Genomic DNA, 26,739 nt, shown 5'->3' with positions numbered 1-26,739 from the left:
CCCTTGCCTTCAGCTAATGGTTCGCATATCCCAACGCCCATAGCGGACTTTCACCGCCAAGTTAATGAACATGCCTGGCACACAAAAGAAAAGCTGCCCATTCGGACAGCTTCACATCACTGCAAAAATTTCAGAATTTTAGGCAGGAATATTACTCCGCCTATTATTACACTTACAATGGCATACACCAGCACCGCTCCAGCTGCTATATCCTTCGCCTGCTTGGCAAGGGGATGATAATCTCCGGTTGCCAGATCCACAGTCCTTTCAATGGCTGTATTCAGCAATTCGAGTGAGAGCATGCCCCCGATGGCCAGCAGAATGATCATCCATTCAAGCCGGGAAATGCCAAAATATACCCCAAAGAACATGACAGCCAGGGATACTGCCAAATGTATCTGCAGATTCCTTTCATTCAATAACGCTGTTCTAATTCCGGAAAAAGCAAACACAAAGGATTTGAGGACATTGTGTTTTCGGACCTTTTTATCTCGTGAGCCCGAATTCATCAAGTATATCCTTCTGGCGGGAAAACATTTTTTTCTCATCTTCCGGATTTTCATGATCATATCCAAGAAGATGCAGGAAGCCATGGACCGCCAAAAAGCCAAGCTCCCTAATAAAAGAATGTCCATACTCCTCCGCCTGCTCCTTCGCCTTAGCAGTGGAGATGATGATATCCCCCAGGATTCGCGGCATATCAGCACCAATCAGCTCAACTTCACCTTCACCCAGCTCTTCCATCGCGAAAGAAATAACATCTGTCGGCCGATCTTTATCCCGGTACTCCCTGTTAATTTCGCGGATCCGCTCATTGGTCACAAAAGTAATGGATACCTCGCTTTCAGGCTCTACAGATTCTTTTGATGCCGCAAAGTTAATTAACTCTTCAATTTTGGCTATGTCAATTTCCTGAAGCTCGTTCGTTTCGTCTAAAAAATCAATATTTAAATTCATGCTTGTTTCACCTTCTGTTTTGTCATTTCAGGATACTCAATCCGTGAATGGAAAATTCCGTTTAACGTTTCGCAGAACGAGTGTGAAACGGTTTCCAGCTCTTTTAAGGTTAAATCACATTCATTCAGCTGTCCATCCTGAAGCCTGTCTGCGATTATTTTTTTGACTAAATCCTCTATTTGCTCTGTTGTAGGATGTGCCATTGAACGGACTGCAGCTTCTACACTATCCGCAATGCCGATGACTGCCGACTCTTTTGATTGCGGTTTAGGTCCCGGATAGCGGTAGTCCTCTTCCTTTACCTCAAGACCATTTTGTTTTGCTTTATAGTAAAAATATTTCAGCAATGTTGTCCCATGATGCTGTTCGGCAATATCCACTATCTCCTTAGGCATCTTATGCTTTCTCAGCATTTCAGCACCATCTGCGGCATGAGCGATAATAATATTCTTACTGGTCTGGGGAGGAAGCCGATCATGCGGATTTTCAATATTCACCTGATTTTCAATAAAAAATTGCGGCCGTTTCGTTTTGCCGATATCGTGATAATAACAGCCTACCCTCGCCAAAAGACCATTTGCCCCAATAGCTTCACATGCTGACTCGGAAAGATTTGCAACCATTACACTATGATGGTAGGTTCCGGGAGATTCGGTCAGTATCTTTCTCAGAAGCGGATGATTAGGGTTGGAAAGTTCAATCAGCCTCATAGTAGACAAGATTCCGAATCCTGCCTCAAAATATGGCAGCAGGCCAATCGCCAGGACTGCTGACGAGATTCCTGAAATCAGAGCGATTACAAAGTAAAATCCATATTCAATCGTATCATAGTGGCCATTCCTTAAGAAAAGCATTGAAAAGATAACAAATATGTTAACTGCAGATACAAATAAACCAGCCTGCAATATTTTGGAGCGGCGATTCTGCTTACTTAAAAACAATATGGCCGCCAATCCGCTGCAAAGGATATAAATGGCTGATGTCAGCTGGAATGTTCCTGTAACACCTTCATTAAAAATGATGCTTCCGCTGATAGCCATAATAATTGTGTAGTACATTGCAAGCTTTTCATCAATCAGTATTTTGATCAGCATAGCTCCCATAGCTGCAGGATAGATATACCCGATCTCTGAGTAATCAGCGTATTGGAAAAGGCTTATGACCTTCATAAGCAATATCGATAAGATAAAGACAAGGCTGAACAGCAATAAATAGCTTTGCTTTAATTCCCTCTGTACATTCAGTTCGTGGAAATAATAATACAGGGCTGATAAAACAATGACAATGATCAGAGATAAGCCGATAAAAGGCTGAATTGAATTAACACTTTCCAGAAGCCCTACAAGTTCAAGCTGTCGGTATATGTCTCTGCTGATAAGCTGATTTTCTTCAACAATGATCTGTCCCTGAAGGATTTTTACTGGCTCCACACTCTCAATGGTCTGCTGCCGCAATTCTTCCGTAGCAGCAGGATCATAAAATTGATTTTGATATATTGCATAGCGCCCCAGCTCTATTGCTGCTTTTTTTAAATCTGAATTTAAGCTGGTGAACTTCAGTTCTTCTTCAACACGCTTCTTCGCGTTCTCCACCTGTTCAGCCGGAATTTCATTATTCATGATTTTATTGATGGCTGTGACAGTAAGGTCTTTCGCAATGATCAGTTCCCCCTCCTTTGCCTGCAGCAAAGCAAGGAAGACGCCATCAGATACTTCACGTGTTACGTCATCAGTGAGTTTTTCTTTAACCATAGACAATTTCTCTTCAGGACCAGGGGCGGAAGGGTCCGGTGCCTCTACATCTTTGTCTGACTCATTTGCAGCAGCCTTCTTTTTCTCTTCCATCCCTTCTTTTACTTCTTCATTCACTTCCGAAACGGATCCGAAAATGGAGGTAACCAGGTCAACTCTGTTTTGGGCAATCTCTTTTTTTACAACGTAAATATCCTTAACATTATTTTCTGCTTCTTTTCTTTTTCTTTCTGTGCTTGCTTTATCCTCTATTGTTATGGGTGACCTAATTGTCTGTTCAGCGACAGAGAACAGACTTAAATCCAGCTTTTCAGGCTTCACATTGCTATACATGGAAAAATACATAGCAACTCCCAAAAGAACAAATAAGAGAACACGAAAAAAGGTCATATTAAGTAAATTTCTGATTGTAATCAAACTCTGCTGAAGATTTGGCACATTTACCCCTCCTGTCCTGGGTAAAAAAACTTCCAATATTCCTAAATGTTTAATTATTAATTATGTAAAATCATAACAGTTTTTCTGTTGGTTTTCACTAATGAAAAATGGCCTATCTATTAACAGGTTACCTAATCATTTCATTAATAGCAAATAATTCCATAGTAATTATCTGCCGATTTTATCAGATAAAGAAAAAACCGCCAAAATCGGCGGCTTAAAGGTTATCTTCTTTTTGGTATGCCTGAATAATCCTGGCCACAAGCGGATGCCGCACAACATCACTTTGTTCTAAATGAACGAATGATAGTCCGCTTACACCCTTGAGTATGTCTTCTGCTGCAATCAGGCCTGATTTTACACCCTTTGGAAGGTCAACCTGTGTTCTGTCTCCGGTAATAATCATTTTTGAACCAAAGCCCAGCCTGGTCAAAAACATCTTCATTTGAGCCTGAGTTGTATTTTGTGCTTCATCCAGAATGACAAAGGCATCATCTAATGTTCTTCCGCGCATATAAGCCAGCGGTGCAATTTCAATCGTGCCTCTTTCAATCATTCTTTGTGTATGCTCTGCACCTAATATATCATGCAAAGCATCGTATAATGGCCTTAAGTAAGGATCGACTTTTTCCTTCAGGTCCCCCGGCAGAAAGCCCAGGCTTTCGCCTGCTTCGACAGCAGGGCGGGTAAGAATGATTCTTTTCACATTCCCATTTTTCAATGCATTGACAGCCATAACAACTGCCAAATACGTTTTTCCTGTGCCTGCTGGCCCTATGCCAAAAACCAGGTCATTTTGGCGGATTGCATGAATGTATTGACGCTGTCCCAATGTCTTAACACGTATAGACTTTCCTTTTGCATTTTTGGTGATTTCTTCTTCGTATAAATCACTGAAATACTCTAGTGTTCCCTTGTTTGCCATTTGAAGAGCATACATAACATCTCTCTGGCTTATATTTATTCCTTTCCGGATTACATAAAGCAGTTTATCCAGAACCTTTCCAGCCAGTTCTACCTTCTCCATTTCGCCAGACACATAAACGGATTCTCCCCTGGTTACAATGGAAACATTCAGTTCTTGCTCAATAATTTTTAGGTTTGCATCTGAGTTGCCTAATAATGCAATGGCTTCATTAGGATCTTCAAGCTGCAGGTTCATTGTTTTCAAGTCTTCTGTCATTCCGAATCTCCTTGAATAATTGGTTGTCCTTCTGCAATATTCTCAATAATTTGGAAATGTATTGCTATAGTTACTTTACCATTGTCAATTGATTGGTGCAAAACTTTTTCTCCCTTAACTTTAGCATTTTCATCTAGGCTGCTTTTTATTTTTTTTCTTGCCAAATCTTTCGCAGCTTCAAAAGCCTCTTTATTGGAATATATTCTGGTGACTTGCTCTCTTTCACGGAATGTCTTATTTACATATGAAACAGGCAGCTCCCATTTCAGGAACTTTACTACTTTCTCATTTTCCTCTAATTCATACTCTTCAAATTCCGGTTTCCCAAATCCCCAAATGGGAATTTCAAGATTTCCGATTGTGATGCTATGCTTAACTTTTTCAGTGCCGCTGAAGACTTTGAATGTGCTCTTAAGCGGAAGAATGACTTCAGATTTATACCATGTCTCCCCGAAAACCTCCCCTTTTGAAGGAACAGTCTCCGTTTGGCCCTCTTTCCCGATGATCCCGGAGACTAAAAGCTGTCCTGGCTGAACATGATCGTGAATATCGACGACCGGACGTCCTTCTTCAACAAACATTTCTACAATGACGGCTTTCTTCTTGGCTACCAGATGACGCGGGCTTAAATACTCGGGTTTCTCAGGTTCATTTTTCTCAACTACCTGCAGATGGTAGGTTGTCCCTTTTAACTCCACGCCAACCCAGGTGATTGCCTCAATATTGTTGGATAGGGTCCGCTGAATAGACTCCACATTATCTACAAAAAACTGCAGCTTTCCTTTTTTAACCCCCATCTTGTCCAACTCTTTGATGATCTGATATTCAGTTGCAGGATTTGCCCCCTTAATCTCTATGCCCCAGACCATATTGGATAAAAGGAGAATAACAGCAAAAAACGCGAGGGCACCAGCTGCAAATCCGCTGTTTTTCAGCAGCCTTTTCATAAGGAATGGTGCTCCTGCCCGCTGCAGGAACTCGATTCTGCAATCGCTGTTCCTGGCGTGGCTTCTTATTTTTTTTGCATCTTCCAATTTCATTTTGAAGGTGACTGATTGCGTTCCATGGTTCTTTACATTCCAGATATTGATTCCGCTCCGGGTAAGTGCATTAATAAATCTTTCTATTCCTTTCCCGCTTGCTTTAACAGTTACAAGGCCCCTGTAAAATTCGATCCACTGGTTCTTCATTTCCTTCCCCCTGAATTCTTAATCAGTGTCTGTAATATAAGTTACTGAATCAATTTTTCCCTCGAGCAGTATTTCTTCCGGCAGTATCGTTTTTATGACGAAGGCTTTCCCTCTTATTAAAAGCTGCCCCTGCTTTAATAGCAGTCTTAATTCCTTATCTGAAAAAGCCAGTAATCCCCTGTGGTTTTCTATATAGATATGGATTTGCCCAATCATTGTAATGCGGGGCAGATCCATCATGACATCTTGAGGAAGCTCCATATTTTTAGTCATCCAGCCGCGGACGAATTGTCCCCACTTTTTTTCCATAAAAAAAGAACCCCCTTTCATCTCATATTTATGAAATGAACGAAGGTTCTAGCACTTATTTTTTACCGCTTTCTGTTGAGGGACCTGTGAGGATTTTTAGATCTTGGAGGTCCTAGAATCTCGGACCAGATAATCCCGTCAACAAGCGTCTGTTTCTGCGGCTCAAACTTTCCGGCTCCTGCGGCTTCCACCGGGGATCCTGTTTTTGTATTTGCTGTTGTTCTCGATATTGCGCTTGCTTTTCTTTCAGCAGCTCTCTGCTGACTCTGGAGAGCCTTCATGCTTTGTTCTGCCTGCTGTTTACGCTGTCTGTAATCTTCCTCTATTCTTCTGGATTTCTCGGTCAGCTTCTTTTTTTCCTCTTCCAGCACTTCGGCCAAAGCATTATCTGCAGATGTTCTTTCGGCCTGTGTCCGGTTCTCTTGCTGTACTGAACGGGGAGCCTGTTTAACGGGCTTCTCCTCCTTCTTTTTTTTGAAAAAAGAGGAAATGAAAGCTATGACAGCAATTAGAATAAAAGGATTCTCCAATAAAAATTCCAAGAGAGTTTCCTCCCTTCTCCCATTAAGGGATCATTTAGTCATTTTTCCGGCCATTTTTGCCGTCGTCACTCATATTGCCGATTGAATCCCTCATTTCGGTATCAGCCGAGATGTTTTGGATATTCATATAGTCCATTACCCCAATATTTCCGGATCGGAGTGCTTCTGACATGGCAAGCGGCACCTGTGCCTCTGCTTCCACAACCTTCGCTCTCATTTCTTCAACACGTGCTTTCATTTCCTGTTCCTGAGCTACGGCCATAGCACGTCTTTCTTCAGCTTTAGCCTGGGCAATCTTCTTGTCTGCCTCAGCCTGTTCAGTCTGAAGTTCTGCACCAATATTTTTGCCGATATCCACGTCTGCTATATCTATCGAGAGAATTTCAAAAGCAGTGCCTGCATCCAGACCTTTTGAAAGAACAGTCTGAGAAATCATATCCGGATTTTCAAGTACTTTCTTGTGATCCGTCTGCGAACCGATCGTAGAGACAATTCCCTCACCAACACGCGCCACGATTGTTTCCTCACCGGCACCCCCGACCAGACGGTCAATATTGGCACGGACTGTAATTCTCGCTTTTGCCTTTACTTCGATGCCATCCATCGCAACACCGGCAATAAAAGGTGTTTCAATTACTTTTGGATTAACACTCATCTGAACCGCTTCCAAAACGTCACGCCCTGCCAGGTCAATGGCTGCACTGCGTTCAAAGCTTAAATCAATATTGGCACGGTGTGCTGCTATTAATGCATTGACAACTCTATCAACATTTCCTCCTGCCAGGTAATGGCTCTCCAGCTGATTTGTTGTTACTTCAAGTCCTGCCTTGTGCGCTTTGATTAACGGGTTAATGACACGGCTTGGTATAACCCGGCGAAGCCTCATCCCGATTAATGTAAAGATACTGACTCTGACTCCCGCTGCCAATGCTGATATCCACAGCATAACCGGTACAAAGGTGAATAATATCCCCAGCAATATAACACCGAGTACAACGGCAACCAATATTGCTACTGTTCCTGCTTCTAACATATTTTTACCTCCTGATGATTTTATTTATCTAAATCAAGCTTAGATATTTCTCTGACAACAATACGCGAACCTTCCGCTTTAACAACTTTTACTTTTGCCCCTTTAAGGATAAAGGCTCCCTCACTGACAACATCAATTCTCTCATCGCCTATAACTACAGTACCTGAAGGCCTTAGAGCAGTAAGTGCATAACCCTCAAGACCAATCAGTTCAAGCCTGCTCTTATTTGAGATATAACCTTTTTCGGTATTTGTGCTATCGGTTAATATAATTTTTTTAAAGAATTTCATCTTTTTACCAAACACCTTTATCATTAATATAGATGCCAATATTGAAACTCCCATAGCAATTAAAATAGACATTCCCATATGGGCCACATTGTCAGAAGCCAGAAACAGACTCCCCAGTATTGCTGCTATTCCGGCTATACCGGCAATTCCTCCAGGAAGGAAAAACTCGGCAATTATTAAGCCAATGCCTATTACAAACAGAATTAAGGTCTCATATCCTGTCAGCCCGGCGACCATATGGCCATAAAAGAACAGAAGCAGGGACGACAATCCCATTAATCCAGGGATGCCGAAACCCGGTGAATACAGCTCCAGAACCAGCCCAAGGCTTCCAATAGATAATAGAATTGGTATAACGACAGGGTGGGTAATAAAACGGGCAAGCTTTTCTGCAAAGCTTTCATCAATTGTCTGTATATTAGCTTCATTAAGTCCGAGCACATTCAGTAACTCTTCCCTTGAATCTACTGTGCCTTCTGAATAGCCTACCTGTTCAGCCTGTTCAGCTGTGAGGGTAAGCAGCTTTCCTTTCGGTGCCCCCAATTCAGGCAGATCCACCGATTCATCTGCCATAGCAAGGGCATAAACAGGATCTCTGTCCGTTTGTGAGGCCGCACTCTGCATTGCCGCAAACCAGTATGATTCTGCTTTCTTGCCAGCTGTATTTCCCTGCTGGTCAATAATTGCGGCTGAACCCATTGTTGAACCAGGTACCATATATATTTCATCCGTATTCAAAGCTATATAGGCACCTGCAGATAAAGCCTGCTTGTTGATAAAAGATATTGTTTTTACATTTGTTGAGGTTAACAGCTTTCCAATTTGCCCGGCTGCATCGACTGCCCCTCCGGGTGTATTTATTTCAAATATTATGGCTGATGCATTTTCTTCTTCAGCTGTTTGCACCGCTCTGCTTAAAAATGCATAAAGTCCTTTTTCCACAGTTTCTTCAATTGGAACAATCAGCACTTTTTCATTATCGGCGTTTCCTTGAAAAGGGCTTACCAGCAGCAGCAGAGCAAAAAACAATGAAAAGGCGGTTATTGCTCTTCTGGCAATCAAAACTTTCCCCCCTTTAACCGCAAAATGACTTCTATATGTATTTACGATTGAATCATTAAAAAGTTTCCTTTTTATTTCTTTTGATTATTTCTTTTGATAGTTCCTACTTTCAAACTCTGCTCAACTTTAGTATAACCTAGAAACGAATGTGATTCATTCCATCAGCACATAGCTAGGCAGAAAAGTAAAAAAGACCGTCAGCCATTGGCTTTCGGTCTTTTAATGCATAGTTTTATGAAAGTTGTTGTTGTACAAGTTTATTTATAAGTGAACCATCTGCTTTACCTTTTACTTTAGGCATGATAGCAGCCATCACTTTTCCCATATCAGCTTTTGAAGAAGCACCTGTTTCTGCAACTGTTTCAGCAACAATTTTTGAAACTTCATCTTCGGAGAGCTGTTTTGGCATATATAATTCGACATACTGAAGTTCAGTACGAATTTTTTCAACAAGATCTTCACGACCTGCTTTTTCAAATTCATGGAGGGAATCCTTGCGTTGTTTAACTTCGCGAGAAAGGACAGTTAGCTCCTGTTCTTCGTTAAGATCTTCACCAAGCTTGATTGCTTCATTTTGAAGCGAAGCTTTAATCATACGAATTACAGTAAGCTTTTCTTTTTCTTTATTCCTCATCGCTTGTTTCATATCTTCATTTAAACGCTCGAGAAGACTCATTACATACACCCTCTCTTACCACTTACGCTTTCTAGCAGCCTCAGACTTTTTCTTACGTTTAATACTAGGTTTTTCGTAGAATTCGCGCTTTCTTGCTTCCTGCAAAGTACCAGTTTTTGATACTGAACGTTTGAAGCGACGAAGAGCATCTTCAAGCGATTCGTTTTTACGAACGACGGTTTTAGACATTCTCTTTCCCTCCCTCCGAGCACAACACACTTACATCAACAACATGGTTTATTCCATGTACCTTGCAATTATAATATAACAGCTTATCAAGGTCAACAGTAATTAGCCTGCTGCGGGATTGATTTTTTTGGTTTGTGATTATTTAGTACCCCATTCCTGACAAGCTAAACAATTTTTTGTTCATAAGCATGTCCCGGCAGGGTGTTCCATAGTATTAAATGAAGGGGGTGAATGCTGCTTGGTCCAGCTGTTATTATTTTTTCTGCTAATCGCGTTATTTATTTATGGTATGACACTCTTACGGTCGGGTCTTTTTAATTTATCTGCAGGTTCGTTAAAGAATTGGCTGGCAGCTGTGACTAATTCACCTTGGAAAGGCACTGTGATGGGCACAATCGTGACGGCTGTCCTGCAAAGCAGTTCAGCGGTAATGATTATAACAATTGGAATGGTTTCTGCACGGATGCTTACTTTTCCCCAGACGATTGGCATTATATTAGGAACCAACATAGGTACAACATTTACGACAGAGTTAATCACTTTTAATATTGAATCATATATTGTTCCACTTGCTGCTGCCGGGAGCATCCTGGCTGTAATGAAGAATAAGAGCCTGCGAAGCTCCGGTCTGGCAGTGCTTGGATTATCTGCGGTTTTTGCAGCAATGCGCGGGTTTGAATATCTTGCTGGTTCTGTTAAAGATAATGATATGGTCAACCACTGGCTGCTTACTTTGGATGGGAATTATTTGTTCGCTGTTGCTGCCGGAATTGTCCTTACGGCTATCATCCAATCAAGCACAGCAACAACTGGCATTATAATGGGGTTTTTAACTGCTGGCGCAATGGATTTGGATACCGGCATTGCCATAATGCTTGGATCTAATATAGGTACATGCGTAGACGCATATTTAGCATCCATCGGTTCAGGAAAAGAAGCAAAACTGACTGCCTTTGCCCATATTTGGCTGAACTGTTTGGGTGTGGCGGCCTTTTATCCTTTTATTCATGTCCTTGCTGTCTTAGGAGAGAGTGCAGCCAGTTCTCCGGATGTGCAGCTTGCACATATCAGTGTTTTATTTAATGTACTATCTTCCTTGCTTGTTCTCCCATTTGCAAATCAGTTTGGAAGGTTTGTCATAAGACTGCACGGCCGGTAAAAAATAAAAAATGCCGGGAAATCCCGGCATTTTCTTAGTAATCCGAATCGCTTGTTAAACCGTTGACAATAGCAGCGCCGGAGCTTGCTCCAATTCTCGTCGCACCTGCTTCAATCATCTTTTGTGCATCTTCTGCACTTCTTACTCCGCCCGAAGCTTTTACGCCAAGATCGGGTCCGACAGTTTTTCTCATAAGGGCAATATCTTCAGCAGTTGCGCCGCCAGTTGAGAATCCTGTAGATGTTTTAACAAAGTCAGCACCAGCTTTTACAGAAAGCTCACATGCTCTAATTTTTTCTTCTTCAGTCAAAAGGCAAGTTTCGATAATAACCTTGGTTAATGCTTTTCCTTTTGCAGCATCAACAACCGCACGTATGTCCCGTTCAACCAGGTCATTGTCTCCGCCTTTTAAAGCGCCAATATTAATTACCATATCTACTTCTGTTGCACCGTTTTCAATGGCATTCTTTGTTTCAAATGCTTTTGTTTCAGGTGTGGAAGCTCCGAGCGGGAATCCGATTACTGTGCAGACCTTCACTTCGGTTCCGTTAAGCAGGTCGCTTGAAAGTTTAACCCATGTCGGATTAACACAAACAGACGCGAAATTGTATTCTTTAGCTTCCGCACAGATTTTTTCTATTTGGTCTTTTGCTGCATCGGCTTTAAGTAATGTATGATCGATCATTTTTGCTACGTTATTTGTCATTTTAACTACTCCTTTTAAAAACAGTTGTACGTACCTCTTTCATAATATCACTTAGATAAAAAAATATCGAGCACTATTTATATTTTTTGTAATCGTTTTCGAAAGTAGTTTTCCCAAAAGATATTAATAAATTTATCAAAGTCACGTTTCTCATAGAAGATGTCGATGCTTGTGAATTCAGCCCGTTGATTTCCGCTGCGGACACTTGCTTTCCGCGGGGAGGAACGGGAGCCTCCTCGGCTTCGCCTGCGGGGTCTCCCGCTCCCTCTCCTCCCGCAGGAGTCAATTGCCCTTCGCTCCAATCAACTCAGTGATTCTAAACTAAGTTACAAATAAGCAATAAACTAAACAATTACCGCTTATCAAAAAAAGGAACCACCCTAAGGTAATTCCTTTAAACTGCCGCCTCTTCTGCTTCGTTCAATTCATCTAGAACTCTTACAAATTGACCTTCATTGTATGGGTAGCCGGCTTTTGTAATTTTCACTTTTACAATCTGGCCTACCATTTCTTCTGTTGCCGGGAAGACGATTTTCAAATAATTGTCCGTGTATCCGACAAATAAATTGCTGTCACTGCTTTCCTTAAAGCTTTCCTCCGGGATCACTTCAAGAACTTCACCTTCGTACTGAGATGCATATTCTTTTGCAAGCTGATCTGACAGGGCAATCAAGCGATGAACACGCTCGTTTTTGACTTCTTCATCGATCTGGTCGTCCATTCTTGCCGCAGGCGTTCCTGTACGCTTTGAATACGGGAATACATGAAGCTCGGAGAATTTATGCTCTTTAATAAAGTTGTAGGTTTCCATAAATTCTTCTTCTGTTTCCCCCGGGAAGCCTACGATTACATCAGATGTAACAGCCAAACCTGGCAGAGCTTCCTTCAAGCGCTCAAGACGCTCAGCAAAGAATTCCATGGTATACTTGCGGCGCATTCTTTTAAGAACTGTATTTGAGCCTGATTGCAGAGGAATGTGCAAGTGCCTTACCACGACCTTGGACTTATCCATAACTTCAATGACTTCATCGGTAATTTGGCTGGCTTCAATTGAAGAGATTCTTAAACGTTTGAGACCTTTTACCTGAGCTTCCAGATCCGTAAGAAGCATAGCCAGATTGTAATCCTTCATGTCTTCGCCATATCCGCCTGTATGGATTCCAGTTAGGACGATTTCTTTATATCCGGCATCAACAAGCTGCTGAGCCTGCCGGATTACTTCTTTCGGGTCTCTTGATCTCATTAAGCCGCGCGCCCAGGGAATAATACAGAATGTGCAGAAGTTATTGCAGCCCTCCTGAATTTTAAGGGAAGCACGTGTCCGATCAGTAAATGCCGGCACATCAAGCTCTTCGTAGACACGGTTCTTCATGATGTTTCCGACGCCATTGATCGGCTGCCGTTCTTGTTTATATTGCTCGATATATTCAAGCATTTTCAACCGATCCTGAGTCCCTACAACGATATCAACTCCAGGGATTGCCATAATTTCGGCAGGTGAGGTTTGTGCATAACAGCCTGTTACACAGATAACGGCATCAGGGTTTTTTCTGATTGCCCTTCTGATTACCTGACGGCTTTTCTTATCACCGGTATTTGTAACCGTACATGTATTAATCACATAAACATCTGAAACGGATTCGAAGTCTGTCCGTTCATAGCCAGCTTCTTTGAACAGCTGCCAAATGGCTTCTGTTTCGTAATGATTGACTTTGCAGCCAAGTGTATGAAATGCAACTGCAGGCATCAATATTCACCCCATTAATTCAAAATGATAGGAAACAGCTGACAGCAAATAGAGAGGCGCTGTCTCTGTCCTTAAAATACGCGGTCCCAAACCGCAGGCAAGAAAGCCTGCTTCGAGCAGCAATGAAACTTCATTATCTGCAAGACCGCCTTCAGGTCCGAATACAACTAAAAGCGATTCTCCTTTATTCATGGAAGAAAGTGTTTCATAGAGCACAGAGTCCTCTCCCTGTTTCGCTTCTTCCTCAAAGGCGATCAATTTATATGGATAATCAGCTGATATTTTCAGCAATGACTTTAAATCAAGCGGTGCAAGAACTTCAGGCACTATGCTCCTATGTGACTGTTCAGCAGCTTCTTTAGCAATCTTCTGCCATCTCTCTGCTTTTTTCACTGATTTCTTCGCATCCCATTTTACTACTGAACGAGCTGAAGTAAAAGGGATAAAACGGCGCGCTCCCAGCTCAGTGCCCTTTTGAATGATCCACTCCAGCTTATCCCCTTTAGGCAGTCCGCTCACAATAGTAATATCTGCAGGAAGCTCAGAAGATCCTTCAATCCATTGTACAACTTCTGCAGCCACATGTTCATCGGTAATTTCTGCAATTGAGCAAAGTCCACTATTTTGGGATGGATCGACACAGATAATTTTGTCGCCTTCTTTCATGCGCATTACCTTCACTATATGATGACGGTCTTCTCCTGTAATATGAAAGTACTTATCTTTAACTGCATTTTCTGTAAAATACCGCTGCACAATCGGCACCCTCTTTCTTACCTGTTCAAGATCCTTCAACTGTAAAAAGGAGGGTAAGTTTATTACCCCCTTTTTACGGTATATCCAGCTCCGGCCCCTCCCATCCCGAGGGGCCGAAGTTTTTCTAATTACTTTCTCCTTGCGACAATGGCAACCCAATCTTCCATTTGTATGGTCTCTTCTATTTCAAACCCTGCAGCGGAAATAGCATCTCTTACTTCCTGTTTCTTCTGCTGGATAATGCCTGAAGCGATAAAGTATCCGCCTTCCCTTACGACTGACGCAACATCATCTGTAAAGCGGAGAATTACTTCTGCAAGGATGTTGGCAACGACCACATCCGCTCCCTGGCTGACACCATCGAGCAGATTCCCTTGTGATACATCCACTATATTCTGAACTTTATTCAGTTTAATATTTAATTTAGCTGAATTTACTGCCACTTCATCAAGATCAAGGGCTTTTACCTTCCCTGCACCCAGCATAGCTGCAGCAATGCTTAAAACACCCGATCCTGTTCCTACATCTACAACATTATCTCCCTGTTTTACAGTTCTTTCAAGAGCCTGGATACACATAACCGTTGTGGGGTGTGTCCCAGTTCCAAAGGCCATGCCCGGGTCAAGCTCTATGATAAGTTCATCACTGCTGACAGGTGTGTAATCCTCCCAGGTTGGGACAATGGTAAAGCGTTCTGAGATTTTTACAGGGTTATAATATTTTTTCCAGGCAGTAGCCCATTCTTCTTCATTTACCTCACTAATGCTGACTTTATTTGCGCCAATATCGATGTTAAATAAAATGAGGTTATTGATTGCTTCTTTTATTTCATCAACTGTTTCCCCAAGGAAACTGTTTACTGGCAAATATGCTTTTACAATTACGCCTTCTTCAGGATAGTCCTGCGGATTGAGCTGGTAGATTTCACCGAATTGATCCTTTCTTTCTTTTACAAGTTCTAAAGGATCCTCTATTACAACTCCGCTTGCTCCGGCTTCATGCAAAATATTCGAAATCGGTTCAACAGCTTCATTTGCAGTATGAATACTGATTTCTGACCATTTCACTACTACCAACTCCCATTCCATTATTCACCTTTAAAGGCTCGTTTTACTTTAGAAAAAAAGCTTTCTTCCTGTTCTCCCTGCGGAACTGTTCCGCTGACTTCAGCAAACTCGCTTAAAAGCTGCTTCTGTTTTTCTGTCAGCTTTGTCGGAGTGATAACACGGACAATAATGTGCTGATCTCCTGTTCCGTATCCTCTTACATTTGGCACACCTTTTCCCTTCAGACGGAATTTGGTTCCTGTTTGTGTGCCTGAAGGGACTTTAAGTTTTACTTTCCCATGCAGTGTCGGCACTTCGATTTCATCTCCGAGGGCAGCCTGCACAAATGTTATCGGCATTTCACAATAAACATCGTCGCCATCACGCTCAAAGAACTCATGAGACCGCACATGGAATACAACATAAAGGTCGCCTGGAGGTCCTCCGTTAACACCTGGTTCCCCCTGGCCTGCTACGCGAAGCTGCTGGCCATCATCAATGCCTGCAGGAATTTTCACGTGTATCTTTCTGCGTTTTTGCACTTTACCGGCTCCACGGCAGGTTGTGCACTTTTCTTTGATTTCTTTGCCGGTACCATTACAGTAGTGGCAAACTCTTCTATTTACGATCTTGCCAAATGGCGTATTTTGTTCAACATTCAACTGACCTGATCCATGACAATGACGGCATGTTTCCGGCTTAGTTCCCGGTTTAGCGCCTGACCCGCTGCAGGTCTCGCACGTCTCTTCGCGCGGAATTTCAATATCGGTCTCTTTGCCAAATACTGCTTCCTCAAAAGTTAGGGACATGGTGTACTGTAAATCAGCACCCTGTCTTGGGGCGTTAGGATCACGCCTGCGGGAGCCCCCTCCGAAGAAGGTGCTGAAAATGTCTTCAAATCCTCCGAAACCTTCAAAACCGGCTCCGCCAAAGCCTTGATTAGGGTCCGTATGGCCAAATTGATCATAGTGGGCCTTTTTCTGGTCGTCGCTTAAGACTTCATATGCTTCTTTAACTTCCTTGAACTTCTCGTCAGCATCAGGCTCTTTGTTAATATCAGGATGGTATTTCTTTGAAAGCTTTCGATATGCCTTCTTAATTTCATCCTTGGATGCACCCTTGCTGATCCCGAGAACCTCATAGTAATCCCTTTTACTCATGATTACCACTCCCCGATTCATTTCACATAAAGATTATTGTATCAAAAATAAAAGCCAAAGCCAAGAAAGACCTGACTTTGACTTAAAAGATTCAGAAATTATTTATCGTCTTTAACTTCTTCGAACTCAGCATCTACAACGTTATCGTCATCATTTTTGCTTTCAGCACCTTCTGCGCCCTGGGCTCCCTGAGCAGCCTGCGCCTGCTCATAAAGCTTCATTGTTAACGCCTGGACAACTTCCTGTAAAGCATCTTTCTTAGCACGGATTTCATCCAGATCGTTCTTTTCAATTGCAGCTTTTAGTGCATCTTTAGCTTCATTTGCTTTGTTCACTTCTGCTTCATCCACTTTGCCTTCAAGATCTTTTAGAGTCTTTTCAGTAGTGAATACCAGCTGGTCCGCTTCATTGCGGAGTTCTACTTCTTCTTTTCGCTTCTTATCAGCTTCAGCATTTTCTTCAGCTTCTCTTACCATTTTTTCAATTTCTTCATCAGATAATCCTGTTGATGACTTGATCGTAATGGCTTGCTCTTTGTTTGTGCCAAGGTCTTTAGCGCGTACGTTTACGATACCATTTTTATCGATATCAAAAGACACTTCGATCTGAGGCACACCGCGCGGAGCTGGAGGAATATCCCCTAGCTGGAAACGGCCAAGTGTTTTGTTATCCGCTGCCATTGGGCGTTCCCCTTGAAGAACATGGATATCAACAGCAGACTGATTATCAGCAGCAGTTGAGAACACCTGGGATTTTGATGTTGGAATAGTTGTATTGCGTTCAATCAGCTTAGTGAACACTCCGCCCATTGTTTCAATTCCAAGAGACAAAGGTGTTACGTCCAGAAGGACAACATCCTTAACATCACCAGTGATGACACCGCCCTGAATAGCTGCACCCATAGCTACAACCTCATCAGGGTTAACTCCTCTGTGCGGTTCTTTTCCTGTTTCTTTTTTGATTGCTTCCTGTACAGCCGGAATGCGTGTTGAACCGCCGACAAGGATAACTTTATCGATTTCTGAAGGAGTCAAACCAGCATCCTTTAATGCCTGGCGTGTAGGTCCCATTGTACGTTCAACAAGATCTGCTGACAGCTCTTCAAATTTAGCTCTAGAAAGTGTTACTTCAAGGTGTAAAGGTCCAGCTTCCCCGGCAGTAATAAACGGAAGTGAAATTTGTGTTGAAGTTACACCGGAAAGATCCTTTTTCGCTTTTTCAGCAGCATCTTTTAAACGCTGCAGAGCCATTTTATCTTTAGAAAGATCAATGCCGTTCTCTTTTTTAAATTGATCAACGAGGTAATCAATAATTACCTGGTCAAAATCATCTCCGCCAAGACGGTTATCCCCGGCAGTGGATTTTACTTCAAATACACCATCGCCCAGCTCAAGGATAGATACGTCAAATGTACCGCCGCCAAGGTCATAAACAAGGATAGTCTGGTCTTCATCCATTTTATCAAGTCCATATGCCAACGCTGCAGCAGTCGGTTCGTTGATGATTCGTTCAACTTCCAAGCCGGCAATTCGGCCTGCATCCTTTGTAGCCTGACGCTCAGCATCGTTGAAATATGCTGGAACAGTGATTACCGCTTTAGTAACCTTCTCGCCAAGATAGTCTTCTGCATAAGATTTCAAATATTGAAGAATAATAGCAGAAACCTCTTGCGGAGAGTATTCCTTTCCTTCAGCCTCTGTTTTATGATCTGTACCCATATGGCGTTTAACGGACATGATGGTGTTCGGGTTTGTAATAGACTGGCGCTTCGCCACCTCACCAACCTGACGCTCGCCGTTCTTAAACGCCACAACTGATGGCGTTGTACGGTTGCCTTCCGGATTTGGAATTACTTTCGGTTCGCCGCCTTCAAGTACAGCGACACATGAGTTTGTTGTACCTAAATCGATTCCGATAATTTTGCTCATGTTCTTTACCTCCCCAAATATGTAGTTATTGATTTACTTTAACCATTGATGGACGAATGACCCGATCCTTTAGCTTGTAGCCTTTTTGGAACTCCTCGACCACGATATTGGAATCAAAATTCTCATCTTCTACCTGCATTACAGCCTGGTGCATATGAGGGTCGAATTCTTTCCCAACTGCCTCAATCTGTTCTGCGCCTTCTTTTTTTATAGCCTCCACCAAGCTTCGATAAACCATTTCCATTCCTTGAAGAATAGATTTAGCCTGTTCATTTTCAGCTTCCATTTGAAGTGCTCTTTCAAAATTGTCAAGCGCAGGCAGCAAATCAGAGATTAAGCTTTGTGCTCTATATTTTTCAGACGCTTCAAGGTCCAGCCTTGCACGGCGCCGGGAATTTTCAAAATCAGCCTGAAGACGGTAGATGCGATTTTCAGCTTCTTCCAGCTTACCTTCCAATTCAGCTATTTTTGCATTTGCTGCTGTAAGGTCTGTATCAGTTCCCTCAACAGGACCTGCTTCATCAGCCTCTGCAAATACCTCTTCAATAGGAGCCTCATTTTCAGTTCCTTCAGGTTCGTTGGTTTGTTCATTTAATTCATTGCTCAATGTCTCTTTCTCTTCTGCCAACATGTTCACCTCCCTTAAAGAATGGCTGGATTATAAAATAAAAAAACATAAGGAAAGGAGTGGAAAGGTTTTTCCACCCTTAATCAATATCTCCACCATCATCTGTTTTGATACAACTTGGATAAAACAGATGATAAGTCTGCACTGATATAGTTCAATAAGCTGATGACTCTTGAATACTCCATTCTGGTAGGGCCCAGAATGGCAATTGTGCCGAGCTGTTCGATGCCGATTGAATAGCTTGCTGTTATCAGACTGCAGTTTTCCATTGCTGAATTATTATTTTCCCGGCCGATTTTAATATTGATCCCTGACTTATTTTTACTGAGTAAATCATATATGCCTTTTTCCTGCTCAATCATATTCATGAGGTTTTTAACCTTTTCAATATCATGAAACTCCGGCTGGCTCAGCATATTTGTTTTACCGCCAAAGAAAAGCTTATCATAGGCCGGTATCTTTATTGTATCGGCAATTGAATTCAGCATTAGATCATAATTATTGATATGATGCCTTAAAAGCACGGCAACCTCTTTATATAACTTATTGTTCAGACTTTCCAATGGCGCACCGGCAAGACGGTCATTAAGGATATTCACTACCTTTTCCAAATCACCTGCATCAATGTTTTCCGGCAAGTGGAACATTCTGTTTTCCACATGGCCTGTATCTGTGATAATAATTGCTATCGCTGTTTCTTTATTCAAAGGAACAATCTGAATTCTCTTCAGCTTGTTTTCCCTTACCGCAGGCCCGAGGACTATGGATGTATAATTAGTCAGCTCAGATAGAATTTTTGCCGATTTTTGAACAATTTTCTCCAGCTCATAAATTCTTTCCGCAAAGATCGATTGTACTTTGTGGATATCATGCTGATTTAATTTTTGCGGGGATAAAAGGTGATCCACGTAGTAGCGGTAACCTTTTTCAGATGGAATCCTCCCCGATGAGGTGTGTGTTTTCTCAATAAACCCAAGTTCCTCTAAATCAGCCATCTCATTTCTGATCGTTGCGGAACTAAAAGAAATTTCTTCTTTTTTCGACAGAGTTCTCGACCCTACAGGCTGTGCAGTTTGAATAAAATCATCAACAATTACTTGGAAAATTAATAATTGACGATCTGTTAACACAGTTATCACCTCTGTTAGCACTCTTTGTCCCCGAGTGCTAATTCTACTAATAAATTATCAAATCATACGTGCAGTGTCAATAATTTGGATTCTTTTTTTCCTGAAGCAATCCTCAGACAGATTACCCTATAAAGGACTGAAATACTTCATTTCCAAGGAATCGTCCTCGCCTTGTCAATTTAATATGCTCTTCCCCGGCAATAATTAATTTTTTTTCGGAGTGCTGTTTAATCTGAACTTCAAAATGCTCCAGCGGGTTTTTGCCAAATTTCTCTTTAAAACGACTAATTGAGACACCTTCAGTTTTTCTCAGCCCAAGAAACATTTCCTCTTCCATCTGTTCTTCAAGGGGCACCTTATGTTCTTCGAGGATCGGGAGCTGGCCCTTTTCAATTGGCTCCATATATTTTTTCAGGGGTCCGTGGTTTGAACGGCGAAGCCCATTAACATAGCCATGCGCACCTGCTCCAAAGCCGAAGTACCATTCGTTATCCCAATAAGTGATGTTATGCCGGCTCTCATAGCCAGGCTTGGCAAAATTGCTGATTTCATATTGGGCAAATCCATGTTTGTCCATTTGCTCCATCAATAAGTCATACATTTCAGCTTCCACATCTTCTCCTGGTGTCGGCAGTTTCCCTCTTCTCATCAGATTATAGAATACCGTCTTGGGCTCAATGATCAGAGAATAGCCCGAATAATGAACAATATCCAATGTAAATGATGTTTCAAGTGTATCTTTAAAGTCCTGAAGTGTCTGACCGGGAAGACTGTATATCAGATCGATGCTGATGTTATCGAAACCTACTTGTTTTGCAGCTTCAATTGACTGAAAAACATCTTTTGCCCGGTGTGACCTTCCAATTTTTTTTAAGAGTTCATCGTTGAAGGTCTGGACACCAAAGCTGAGCCTGTTGACTCCGGCATCATGCAATATTTGAAGCTTTTCCTTAGAGAGATCTCCCGGATTAGCTTCAAATGTATATTCTGTGGAAGAGTCGTAGGGCAGCTGACGATTAATTGTGCTGCAAAGCTGTTCAAGCTGTTTCCCATTCAGCGCAGTGGGTGTCCCGCCTCCTACAAAGATAGAGTCCAGGCGCGATGCTGGTGTTTCTTTCAAAGCAAGATCCATCTCTTTATCAAGAGAGTCAAGGTATTCTCTAACCGGCTGGTTCTTCAAATATACTTTATTAAAATCACAGTAATGGCAGATATGTTCACAAAAGGGGATGTGTATATAAGCTGCTTTAATCATTTATTTCACTACTTTCATCATTCAATCAATATACAGAGTTTCCTAAATAAAAAGAGGCTAGTGCTGTTATTATTATGACAGCATATCTAACCTCTTAAAACAAATCAAATATTTTACTTTTTAGGGGTGTTATCGTCCATCTTCAAAACGGCCATGAAAGCTTCCTGCGGAACTTCAACAGAACCAACCTGCTTCATCCGCTTTTTACCTTCTTTCTGCTTCTCCAATAATTTACGCTTACGGGAAATGTCTCCGCCGTAACATTTAGCCAATACATTTTTGCGGATGGCTTTAATGGTTGAGCGGGCTACAATTTTCTGGCCGATCGCAGCTTGAATAGGAACCTCAAACTGCTGACGGGGAATTAGCTCTTTTAACTTCTCAACGATTACTTTTCCTCTTTCATAAGCAAAATCCTTATGAACGATGAAGCTCAATGCGTCTACCTTTTCTGCATTTAACAGAATATCCATCTTAACAAGTTTTGATGGCTTATATCCAATTAATTCATAATCAAAAGAAGCATATCCTTTTGTATTGGATTTCAGCTGATCAAAGAAATCATAAACAATTTCCGATAAAGGAATCTCATATATAATATTTACTCTGGTTTCATCCATGTATTGCATATCAATAAAGATGCCGCGTTTTTGCTGGCAAAGTTCCATAATGGCTCCCACATAATCATTTGGGGCCATCATTGTAGCTTTTACATAAGGTTCTTCAACACGGTCAATTTTTTGAGGATCAGGCATATTGGATGGGTTATCTACTTTAACCTCAGTGCCATCTGTCAGGATAACATCATAGATAACACTAGGTGCTGTTGTAATCAAATCTATTTTGAATTCGCGCTCAATGCGCTCCTGGATAATTTCCATGTGAAGCAATCCAAGGAAACCGCAGCGGAATCCAAATCCGAGTGCCTGTGAAGTTTCCGGTTCAAACTGAAGGGCGGAATCATTCAGCTCCAGCTTTTCAAGCGCTTCACGCAGGTCATTGAACTTGGCGCTATCAATTGGATAAAGTCCGCAATAAACCATCGGGTTCATCTTTCTGTATCCAGGAAGAGCTTCTGAAGCACTGTTTTTCGCGCTTGTAATGGTATCACCCACACGTGTATCACCAACATTTTTGATTGCAGCAGTCAAAAACCCTACGTCTCCAACGGACAATTCAGGCAAGGGCGTTGATTTTGGGGTAAACACACCAACCTCAGTGACTTCAAACTCTTTGCCGGTTGCCATCATTTTAATTTTATCCCCTACTTTTACCGTACCCTCAACCACACGTATATAGGCTACTACACCGCGGTAGGCATCATAAAGGGAATCAAATATAAGAGCCTTTAATGGGGCTTCCGGATCCCCTACTGGAGCAGGAACTTTTTCAACGACCTGTTCAAGAATTTCTTCTATTCCAATTCCAGCCTTTGCTGAAGCCAGTACTGCTTCAGATGCATCCAGGCCGATAACTTCTTCGATCTCATTTCGAACCCTTTCCGGATCCGCACTTGGCAGGTCGATCTTATTAATAATTGGAAGAATCTCAAGATCGTTATCCAGGGCCAGATAAACATTGGCAAGGGTTTGCGCTTCAATACCCTGAGCTGCATCCACAACCAGAATGGCTCCTTCACATGCTGCAAGGCTTCGGGATACTTCATATGTAAAATCGACGTGTCCCGGCGTATCTATTAAGTGGAAAGTGTATATTTCACCATCTTTCGCTTTATATTTTAACTGAACGGAATTCAGCTTGATCGTAATGCCGCGCTCCCTTTCAAGATCCATGGAATCTAGGAGCTGGTCCTTCATTTCGCGTGAAGTCAGCGCATTGGTTTTTTCAAGAATTCTATCGGCCAAAGTCGATTTACCATGGTCAATATGGGCGATGATCGAAAAATTCCTTATTTTCTCTTGCCTTTTCAGTTTCTCTTCTCTGTTCATTGTTTATTATTTCAACTCCTACTATAGAAAAGCGCAAGCGCCTAGTAACAGGCGCCTGGAGCTAAGTGTGGTCAATTTTAAAATAGTCCTTTTAGTTTATACACTATTTTTGATTATATCAGTAGGTTTGTGAAGATTCAATGCTAAGCTTTAAGCCGCTGATTTTCAAAAAAATAAGGCTGCCCACCTGAGCAGCCTATTTCCCTTTTATTAAGTCTGTGATGATTGCGACCGATTTTTCTGTCAGCTCTGATATGCCATTGGATATGCTTTTTCCTAAGGATGAAAAGAAGTTATATGCTTTCATTTCTTCAAGCTTTTCCCTTTTCTTCTGAAGATCATGGCTTGACACATCATTCCCAAGGACAGAAGCCTGAACTTCGCCTTCGTTGGTTTCATTTATGGTCAGGGCACTTTTGAAATCCCCGTCATGGAATCCCTTCATTCTGTGAATTCCTTCATTTGCCTGCTGCATTCCGAATAGCACTGAGACAAACATAAGCGCTGCCAGAAAAAGAGCTTTAAGCATAAACATTTTCATTCCGCATCATCCTATTACTATTTCTTTTCTGACTCACCGCCAGCCGGTGAATTCACTTCCTCGGCCTGCCAATAATATTCACTGAACACTTCCGCGAGTGCTTCGGCCGATCGGTTTAACTCCTCAAACGTATTATCGACTCCCCCAAACTCAATGAGTATTGCATTGCCTGATAAATCCTGATTGAAGTTGCCATTTGTCCCTGCGCCTTCTTTTTTCATTATTCCTCTGCTTAATCCTTTGTACTTGACGCTCAGTCTATCATGCAGTTCTTTTGCAAATTTTAAGTTCTTTTCGTAATTCGGATTATTTCCTCCAATAATAAAAGCCAGCTTGGCATAAGACTCTCCGTTAATTTCTTTTGTAGTATCTTTTTTTCTTTTTGAATCACGGTGAATATCGATTAAATAAGCCAGATCCCGATTGGAAGTGATTGCTGCCTGGACTACCTCTCTGGATTCCTGATAGGAGCGACCATATGTTAAGCCCTTTTTGTTTAAATTCCCCTGAATATCCGTTTTATCCACAAAGGTCCCGATCCCTTTACTCTCCATCTCTTCCTTAAGCTTATCACCGATTTTAGTAATATTAATTTTTGAATGGTAGGCCGCATCAGGGTTGGTGACACCCTTCAGATACGGAAGATAGGATTCAGTATTATGCGAAAAGTATACATAGACAGGTTTTTTATCTCCTGTTGACACCGGCGGGGCATTTGATTGTTTTTTATCTCCAGACTGCTCAAGACCTTCGGTGTTTTGCAGGGCTGCCTCCTGTTCGGCCATAAGAACTTCTAAAGGCGGAGAAGATTCTACAGGCATGTTTGTATAATCTGTTCCTTCACCTGCAACCAGGATTTTACTGTCATAAATCGAGAAAAAAGGAAGCTCCCTTCCCAGAAGACTTCTGGGATCATCCAAATTGACATTTGTGGATAGCTTAAAAATTAAATTGGCAAAGCCCGGGGGAGAAGTGCTTTCAGAAACTCCCTGGAGAAATGAGTGATTCTCCCATCCGAGAAAACGATAAAGCATTTCTCCTGTCAGGCTGTTCGCGGCAGAGTTTACTGAAGAAGAACTGATTCGGTATTCAGGCTTTAAAGAAGTCAATGCTCCGCTTATGGAAAATATCATAAATAGAAAAAGCAGAAATCCGCCAATAGCCTTAAGCAGGCTTGTCCCTTGGATAGTTACTACAAGTCCGTTCGTTTTAAAAGGTTTCATTGTTCCACCTCTCCTTGCTAGTCTAGTAAATGTTATGACTTTGCTAGAGAAGATAGAACAGGATATTTTCTATCTTGTATAAAATCCGGCATTATCCTGATTCACTTTCTGGTGGAGCGCTGCGTTCAAGCCGTTGGCAATTAAGTTGGACATATCTTCAATAAATACATCCACTTCCTTTGGTGTCACCATAAGGTTGTGTCCCAAAGGAGACAGAACTTCATAAATAAGCTTTCGCTTCTCCTCTTCAGGCAAGGTTCCGATCATGCCAAGAAAGGTTTTTCTATGATGCTCTTCCGGGAGGTCCTCATCTGTCAGCTTTTTCTTCTCTCCAAAAGTCATTCCTGCAGGAGCCAAAGCACGCGATGGACGGCCGCCTTCTTTCATTTCCTTGCCGAAATGCTTCAGGATGTAATCAATTGTATCGCTTGTTATGGATACGGCATCGACAACTGTTGGGATGCCAATCGCTATGACAGGTATTCCTAAAGTTTCCTTACTGATTTCTTTTCGTTTATTCCCCACACCAGAACCAGGGTGAATCCCTGTATCCGAAATTTGAATGGTAGAATTGACTCTTTCAATTGATCGGGAAGCAAGAGCGTCGATCGCAATGACAAAGTCGGGCTTTGTTTTTTCAACAATGCCATGAATAATGTCACTTGTTTCAATTCCTGTCAGGCCCATCACCCCTGGAGAAATAGCACTTACCGGCCTGTAGCCTTCTTCTACGCTTTCAGGCTGGAGCTGATAGAGATGTCTTGTAATAAGCAGATTTTCGCAGACTTGCGGTCCCAATGCATCGGGAGTGACATTCCAATTGCCCAGTCCGACAATTAAACAGGATGCATCTTCATTAATGCCCAGCTGCTTTATAAATTGGGAGAATTCACTTGCAAATACAGTCTCCACTTTGTGCTGAAGCTCCGTATCCTGCTGGCGTATGCCCGTCACTTCGAGGGTCAGGTATTTGCCCTCTTTTTTCCCTAATGCTTCTGCTCCTTCCTTTGTTACTTCAACAAAGGAAATTTTAATATCGTTTTCTTCTTTTTCTTTAATTATGACACCTTCAATTTGGGAAAGATTCTCCTGCCCTTGAACATTGTCATTGTCTTTCTGCCTGCCGGAAATCACCATTTCCCTGGCTTCAATGGCAAGATCCGTTCGAACTGAGTACTGGCTTAAATCTATTGATTCCTTCACATGTATCCCTCACAATCTCAGCTTATTAGGTTGGAAAATAACAGACAAATTACTAAAATTCAGATATATACTATCTTTGCCTTTAAAATTTAAAAACATGCAGAAAAAGAATGAACTTCCCGAATTATCCTTCAGTAATTTTAAGTACAGAGTATTGCATTATGCCCCCGTATTTGATAAAATATCACTTGTTCTGAATTTGTTAATGAACGTGAATGTCGAGTTATAGAATCTCGATGCTTTTTCAGGAGGTGAATGGAATGCCAAACATTAAATCTGCTATCAAGCGTGTTAAAACTAGCGAAGCTCGCAACGCTCAAAATGCTACTGTTAAATCAGCAATGCGTACAGCTGTTAAAAAGGTTGATGCTGCAATCGTAAACAACGATTCTACTGCTGCAACTGCATCTTTCGCTGATGCTGCTCGTAAACTGGACAAAGCTGCTGCAAAAGGTCTTATCCACAAAAATGCTGCTGCCCGTAAAAAGTCTCGTTTAATGAAAAAAATGAACTCTTTAAATGCGTAATGTTTAAAGATATCGGCTATCTTAAGGGATAGCCTTTTATTTTACATAAAAAAGCGGTCCAAATTGCGGACCGCTTTTTTTATGTAATCAGAATTTATAACTTTGTACTTCGAGAACTGTCTAGCGCAAGCAGCCTACCCCCTCGAGGTCACAAGCTTGGC

The 26,739-nt window shown here is 41.9% G+C and carries 26 protein-coding genes; 2 read left to right on the top strand and 24 right to left on the bottom strand.

The window, feature by feature from the left end; genetic code table 11:
- Nucleotides 1-116 precede the first annotated feature (116 nt).
- The 11 genes from BK139_RS06065 to rpsU form a co-directional block, all read right to left on the bottom strand.
- Nucleotides 117-509, bottom strand: a complete 393-nt coding sequence (locus tag BK139_RS06065; protein ID WP_076257455.1) for a diacylglycerol kinase family protein — start codon at nucleotides 507-509, stop codon at nucleotides 117-119.
- Nucleotides 487-957 (bottom strand): rRNA maturation RNase YbeY, encoded by a 471-nt coding sequence (ybeY, locus tag BK139_RS06060; RefSeq protein ID WP_076257454.1) that lies wholly within the window; start codon nucleotides 955-957, stop codon nucleotides 487-489. Before ybeY ends, BK139_RS06065 begins: the two co-directional genes overlap by 23 nt.
- The gene (locus BK139_RS06055) at nucleotides 954-3,146 is read right to left on the bottom strand and encodes an HD family phosphohydrolase (RefSeq protein WP_139325601.1); all 2,193 of its coding nucleotides are present in this window, start codon (nucleotides 3,144-3,146) and stop codon (nucleotides 954-956) included. The genes ybeY and BK139_RS06055 overlap by 4 nt, the downstream gene beginning before the upstream one ends.
- Nucleotides 3,147-3,363: 217 nt before the next feature.
- Nucleotides 3,364-4,329 carry a PhoH family protein gene (locus BK139_RS06050; RefSeq protein ID WP_076257453.1) on the bottom strand — a complete coding sequence of 322 codons (966 nt, stop codon included), beginning with the start codon at nucleotides 4,327-4,329 and terminating at the stop codon, nucleotides 3,364-3,366.
- Entirely contained in the window at nucleotides 4,326-5,519 is a 1,194-nt protein-coding gene (yqfD, locus tag BK139_RS06045) for a sporulation protein YqfD (RefSeq protein WP_076257452.1), read from the bottom strand. The genes BK139_RS06050 and yqfD overlap by 4 nt, the downstream gene beginning before the upstream one ends.
- Before the next feature lie 18 nt (nucleotides 5,520-5,537).
- Nucleotides 5,538-5,828, bottom strand: a complete 291-nt coding sequence (gene yqfC / locus BK139_RS06040; RefSeq protein WP_076257451.1) for a sporulation protein YqfC — start codon at nucleotides 5,826-5,828, stop codon at nucleotides 5,538-5,540.
- A gap of 62 nt (nucleotides 5,829-5,890) precedes the next feature.
- Nucleotides 5,891-6,370, bottom strand: coding sequence for a hypothetical protein (locus BK139_RS06035; RefSeq protein WP_076257450.1), 480 nt, complete (start codon nucleotides 6,368-6,370; stop codon nucleotides 5,891-5,893).
- Between the two features lie 34 nt (nucleotides 6,371-6,404).
- A complete protein-coding gene (floA, locus tag BK139_RS06030; RefSeq protein ID WP_076257449.1) occupies nucleotides 6,405-7,403 on the bottom strand; it encodes a flotillin-like protein FloA in 999 nt (332 codons plus the stop codon).
- Nucleotides 7,404-7,423: 20 nt separating this feature from the next.
- Nucleotides 7,424-8,755 carry an NfeD family protein gene (locus tag BK139_RS06025; protein WP_076257448.1) on the bottom strand — a complete coding sequence of 444 codons (1,332 nt, stop codon included), beginning with the start codon at nucleotides 8,753-8,755 and terminating at the stop codon, nucleotides 7,424-7,426.
- Nucleotides 8,756-8,987: 232 nt separating this feature from the next.
- On the bottom strand, nucleotides 8,988-9,431 hold the full coding sequence (locus tag BK139_RS06020) for a GatB/YqeY domain-containing protein (protein WP_076257447.1): 444 nt from the start codon (nucleotides 9,429-9,431) through the stop codon (nucleotides 8,988-8,990).
- Between the two features lie 15 nt (nucleotides 9,432-9,446).
- Nucleotides 9,447-9,620, bottom strand: coding sequence for a 30S ribosomal protein S21 (gene rpsU / locus BK139_RS06015; protein WP_009333009.1), 174 nt, complete (start codon nucleotides 9,618-9,620; stop codon nucleotides 9,447-9,449).
- A 238-nt stretch (nucleotides 9,621-9,858) separates the two neighbouring features.
- On the opposite strand from rpsU, the gene BK139_RS06010 reads away from it, so the two are divergent.
- Entirely contained in the window at nucleotides 9,859-10,779 is a 921-nt protein-coding gene (locus BK139_RS06010) for a Na/Pi symporter (protein WP_076257446.1), read from the top strand.
- A gap of 34 nt (nucleotides 10,780-10,813) precedes the next feature.
- On the opposite strand, the gene deoC is transcribed toward BK139_RS06010, so the two are convergent.
- From deoC to gpr, 13 genes are all read right to left on the bottom strand, one after another.
- Nucleotides 10,814-11,485 carry a deoxyribose-phosphate aldolase gene (deoC, locus tag BK139_RS06005; protein WP_076257445.1) on the bottom strand — a complete coding sequence of 224 codons (672 nt, stop codon included), beginning with the start codon at nucleotides 11,483-11,485 and terminating at the stop codon, nucleotides 10,814-10,816.
- A gap of 394 nt (nucleotides 11,486-11,879) precedes the next feature.
- Complete coding sequence (gene mtaB, locus BK139_RS05995; protein ID WP_076257443.1) at nucleotides 11,880-13,232, bottom strand: tRNA (N(6)-L-threonylcarbamoyladenosine(37)-C(2))-methylthiotransferase MtaB; 1,353 nt, start codon at nucleotides 13,230-13,232, stop codon at nucleotides 11,880-11,882.
- Nucleotides 13,233-13,238: 6 nt separating this feature from the next.
- Complete coding sequence (locus BK139_RS05990) at nucleotides 13,239-13,988, bottom strand: 16S rRNA (uracil(1498)-N(3))-methyltransferase (protein WP_076257471.1); 750 nt, start codon at nucleotides 13,986-13,988, stop codon at nucleotides 13,239-13,241.
- Between the two features lie 128 nt (nucleotides 13,989-14,116).
- Nucleotides 14,117-15,055, bottom strand: a complete 939-nt coding sequence (gene prmA, locus BK139_RS05985; RefSeq protein WP_076257470.1) for a 50S ribosomal protein L11 methyltransferase — start codon at nucleotides 15,053-15,055, stop codon at nucleotides 14,117-14,119.
- A 20-nt stretch (nucleotides 15,056-15,075) separates the two neighbouring features.
- The gene (gene dnaJ / locus BK139_RS05980; RefSeq protein WP_076257442.1) at nucleotides 15,076-16,194 is read right to left on the bottom strand and encodes a molecular chaperone DnaJ; all 1,119 of its coding nucleotides are present in this window, start codon (nucleotides 16,192-16,194) and stop codon (nucleotides 15,076-15,078) included.
- Nucleotides 16,195-16,292: 98 nt separating this feature from the next.
- Nucleotides 16,293-18,122: a molecular chaperone DnaK gene (gene dnaK, locus BK139_RS05975; protein WP_076257441.1), complete on the bottom strand. Its 1,830-nt coding sequence runs from the start codon at nucleotides 18,120-18,122 to the stop codon at nucleotides 16,293-16,295.
- Nucleotides 18,123-18,147: 25 nt separating this feature from the next.
- On the bottom strand, nucleotides 18,148-18,753 hold the full coding sequence (grpE, locus tag BK139_RS05970) for a nucleotide exchange factor GrpE (RefSeq protein WP_076257440.1): 606 nt from the start codon (nucleotides 18,751-18,753) through the stop codon (nucleotides 18,148-18,150).
- A 95-nt stretch (nucleotides 18,754-18,848) separates the two neighbouring features.
- On the bottom strand, nucleotides 18,849-19,880 hold the full coding sequence (gene hrcA / locus BK139_RS05965; RefSeq protein WP_076257439.1) for a heat-inducible transcriptional repressor HrcA: 1,032 nt from the start codon (nucleotides 19,878-19,880) through the stop codon (nucleotides 18,849-18,851).
- Between the two features lie 121 nt (nucleotides 19,881-20,001).
- Nucleotides 20,002-21,135 carry a radical SAM family heme chaperone HemW gene (gene hemW, locus BK139_RS05960; protein ID WP_076257438.1) on the bottom strand — a complete coding sequence of 378 codons (1,134 nt, stop codon included), beginning with the start codon at nucleotides 21,133-21,135 and terminating at the stop codon, nucleotides 20,002-20,004.
- 113 nt (nucleotides 21,136-21,248) lie between these two features.
- Nucleotides 21,249-23,084 (bottom strand): translation elongation factor 4, encoded by a 1,836-nt coding sequence (gene lepA, locus BK139_RS05955; protein WP_076257437.1) that lies wholly within the window; start codon nucleotides 23,082-23,084, stop codon nucleotides 21,249-21,251.
- 196 nt (nucleotides 23,085-23,280) lie between these two features.
- Entirely contained in the window at nucleotides 23,281-23,625 is a 345-nt protein-coding gene (locus BK139_RS05950; protein WP_076257436.1) for a YqxA family protein, read from the bottom strand.
- Between the two features lie 17 nt (nucleotides 23,626-23,642).
- Complete coding sequence (gene spoIIP, locus BK139_RS05945) at nucleotides 23,643-24,848, bottom strand: stage II sporulation protein P (protein WP_076257435.1); 1,206 nt, start codon at nucleotides 24,846-24,848, stop codon at nucleotides 23,643-23,645.
- Between the two features lie 69 nt (nucleotides 24,849-24,917).
- Nucleotides 24,918-26,051 (bottom strand): GPR endopeptidase, encoded by a 1,134-nt coding sequence (gene gpr, locus BK139_RS05940; protein WP_076257434.1) that lies wholly within the window; start codon nucleotides 26,049-26,051, stop codon nucleotides 24,918-24,920.
- Between the two features lie 260 nt (nucleotides 26,052-26,311).
- Between gpr and rpsT the strand changes: the two genes are divergently transcribed.
- Nucleotides 26,312-26,578, top strand: a complete 267-nt coding sequence (gene rpsT / locus BK139_RS05935) for a 30S ribosomal protein S20 (RefSeq protein ID WP_061791100.1) — start codon at nucleotides 26,312-26,314, stop codon at nucleotides 26,576-26,578.
- Nucleotides 26,579-26,739 lie beyond the last annotated feature (161 nt).

The organism is Paenibacillus sp. FSL R5-0490 (assembly GCF_001956215.1).
Lineage (GTDB): Bacteria > Bacillota > Bacilli > Bacillales > Cytobacillaceae > Cytobacillus.
The sequence above is the reverse complement of the archived record's forward strand: the minus strand, read 5'-3'. Positions and strand labels throughout refer to the sequence as shown.

What these genes read in the sequence shown, in the direction of transcription:
- BK139_RS06020 (WP_076257447.1), bottom strand. Translation starts at nt 9,431, where the DNA reads ATGAGTCTTCTCGAGCGTTTAAATGAAGATATGAAACAAGCGATGAGG.
- BK139_RS05950 (WP_076257436.1), bottom strand. Translation starts at nt 23,625, where the DNA reads ATGAAAATGTTTATGCTTAAAGCTCTTTTTCTGGCAGCGCTTATGTTT.
- lepA (WP_076257437.1), bottom strand. Translation starts at nt 23,084, where the DNA reads ATGAACAGAGAAGAGAAACTGAAAAGGCAAGAGAAAATAAGGAATTTT.
- hemW (WP_076257438.1), bottom strand. Translation starts at nt 21,135, where the DNA reads ATGATTAAAGCAGCTTATATACACATCCCCTTTTGTGAACATATCTGC.
- ybeY (WP_076257454.1), bottom strand. Translation starts at nt 957, where the DNA reads ATGAATTTAAATATTGATTTTTTAGACGAAACGAACGAGCTTCAGGAA.
- BK139_RS06065 (WP_076257455.1), bottom strand. Translation starts at nt 509, where the DNA reads ATGAATTCGGGCTCACGAGATAAAAAGGTCCGAAAACACAATGTCCTC.
- yqfD (WP_076257452.1), bottom strand. Translation starts at nt 5,519, where the DNA reads ATGAAGAACCAGTGGATCGAATTTTACAGGGGCCTTGTAACTGTTAAA.
- yqfC (WP_076257451.1), bottom strand. Translation starts at nt 5,828, where the DNA reads ATGGAAAAAAAGTGGGGACAATTCGTCCGCGGCTGGATGACTAAAAAT.
- floA (WP_076257449.1), bottom strand. Translation starts at nt 7,403, where the DNA reads ATGTTAGAAGCAGGAACAGTAGCAATATTGGTTGCCGTTGTACTCGGT.
- BK139_RS06050 (WP_076257453.1), bottom strand. Translation starts at nt 4,329, where the DNA reads ATGACAGAAGACTTGAAAACAATGAACCTGCAGCTTGAAGATCCTAAT.
- dnaK (WP_076257441.1), bottom strand. Translation starts at nt 18,122, where the DNA reads ATGAGCAAAATTATCGGAATCGATTTAGGTACAACAAACTCATGTGTC.
- mtaB (WP_076257443.1), bottom strand. Translation starts at nt 13,232, where the DNA reads ATGCCTGCAGTTGCATTTCATACACTTGGCTGCAAAGTCAATCATTAC.
- rpsU (WP_009333009.1), bottom strand. Translation starts at nt 9,620, where the DNA reads ATGTCTAAAACCGTCGTTCGTAAAAACGAATCGCTTGAAGATGCTCTT.
- grpE (WP_076257440.1), bottom strand. Translation starts at nt 18,753, where the DNA reads ATGTTGGCAGAAGAGAAAGAGACATTGAGCAATGAATTAAATGAACAA.
- spoIIP (WP_076257435.1), bottom strand. Translation starts at nt 24,848, where the DNA reads ATGAAACCTTTTAAAACGAACGGACTTGTAGTAACTATCCAAGGGACA.
- dnaJ (WP_076257442.1), bottom strand. Translation starts at nt 16,194, where the DNA reads ATGAGTAAAAGGGATTACTATGAGGTTCTCGGGATCAGCAAGGGTGCA.
- rpsT (WP_061791100.1), top strand. Translation starts at nt 26,312, where the DNA reads ATGCCAAACATTAAATCTGCTATCAAGCGTGTTAAAACTAGCGAAGCT.
- deoC (WP_076257445.1), bottom strand. Translation starts at nt 11,485, where the DNA reads ATGACAAATAACGTAGCAAAAATGATCGATCATACATTACTTAAAGCC.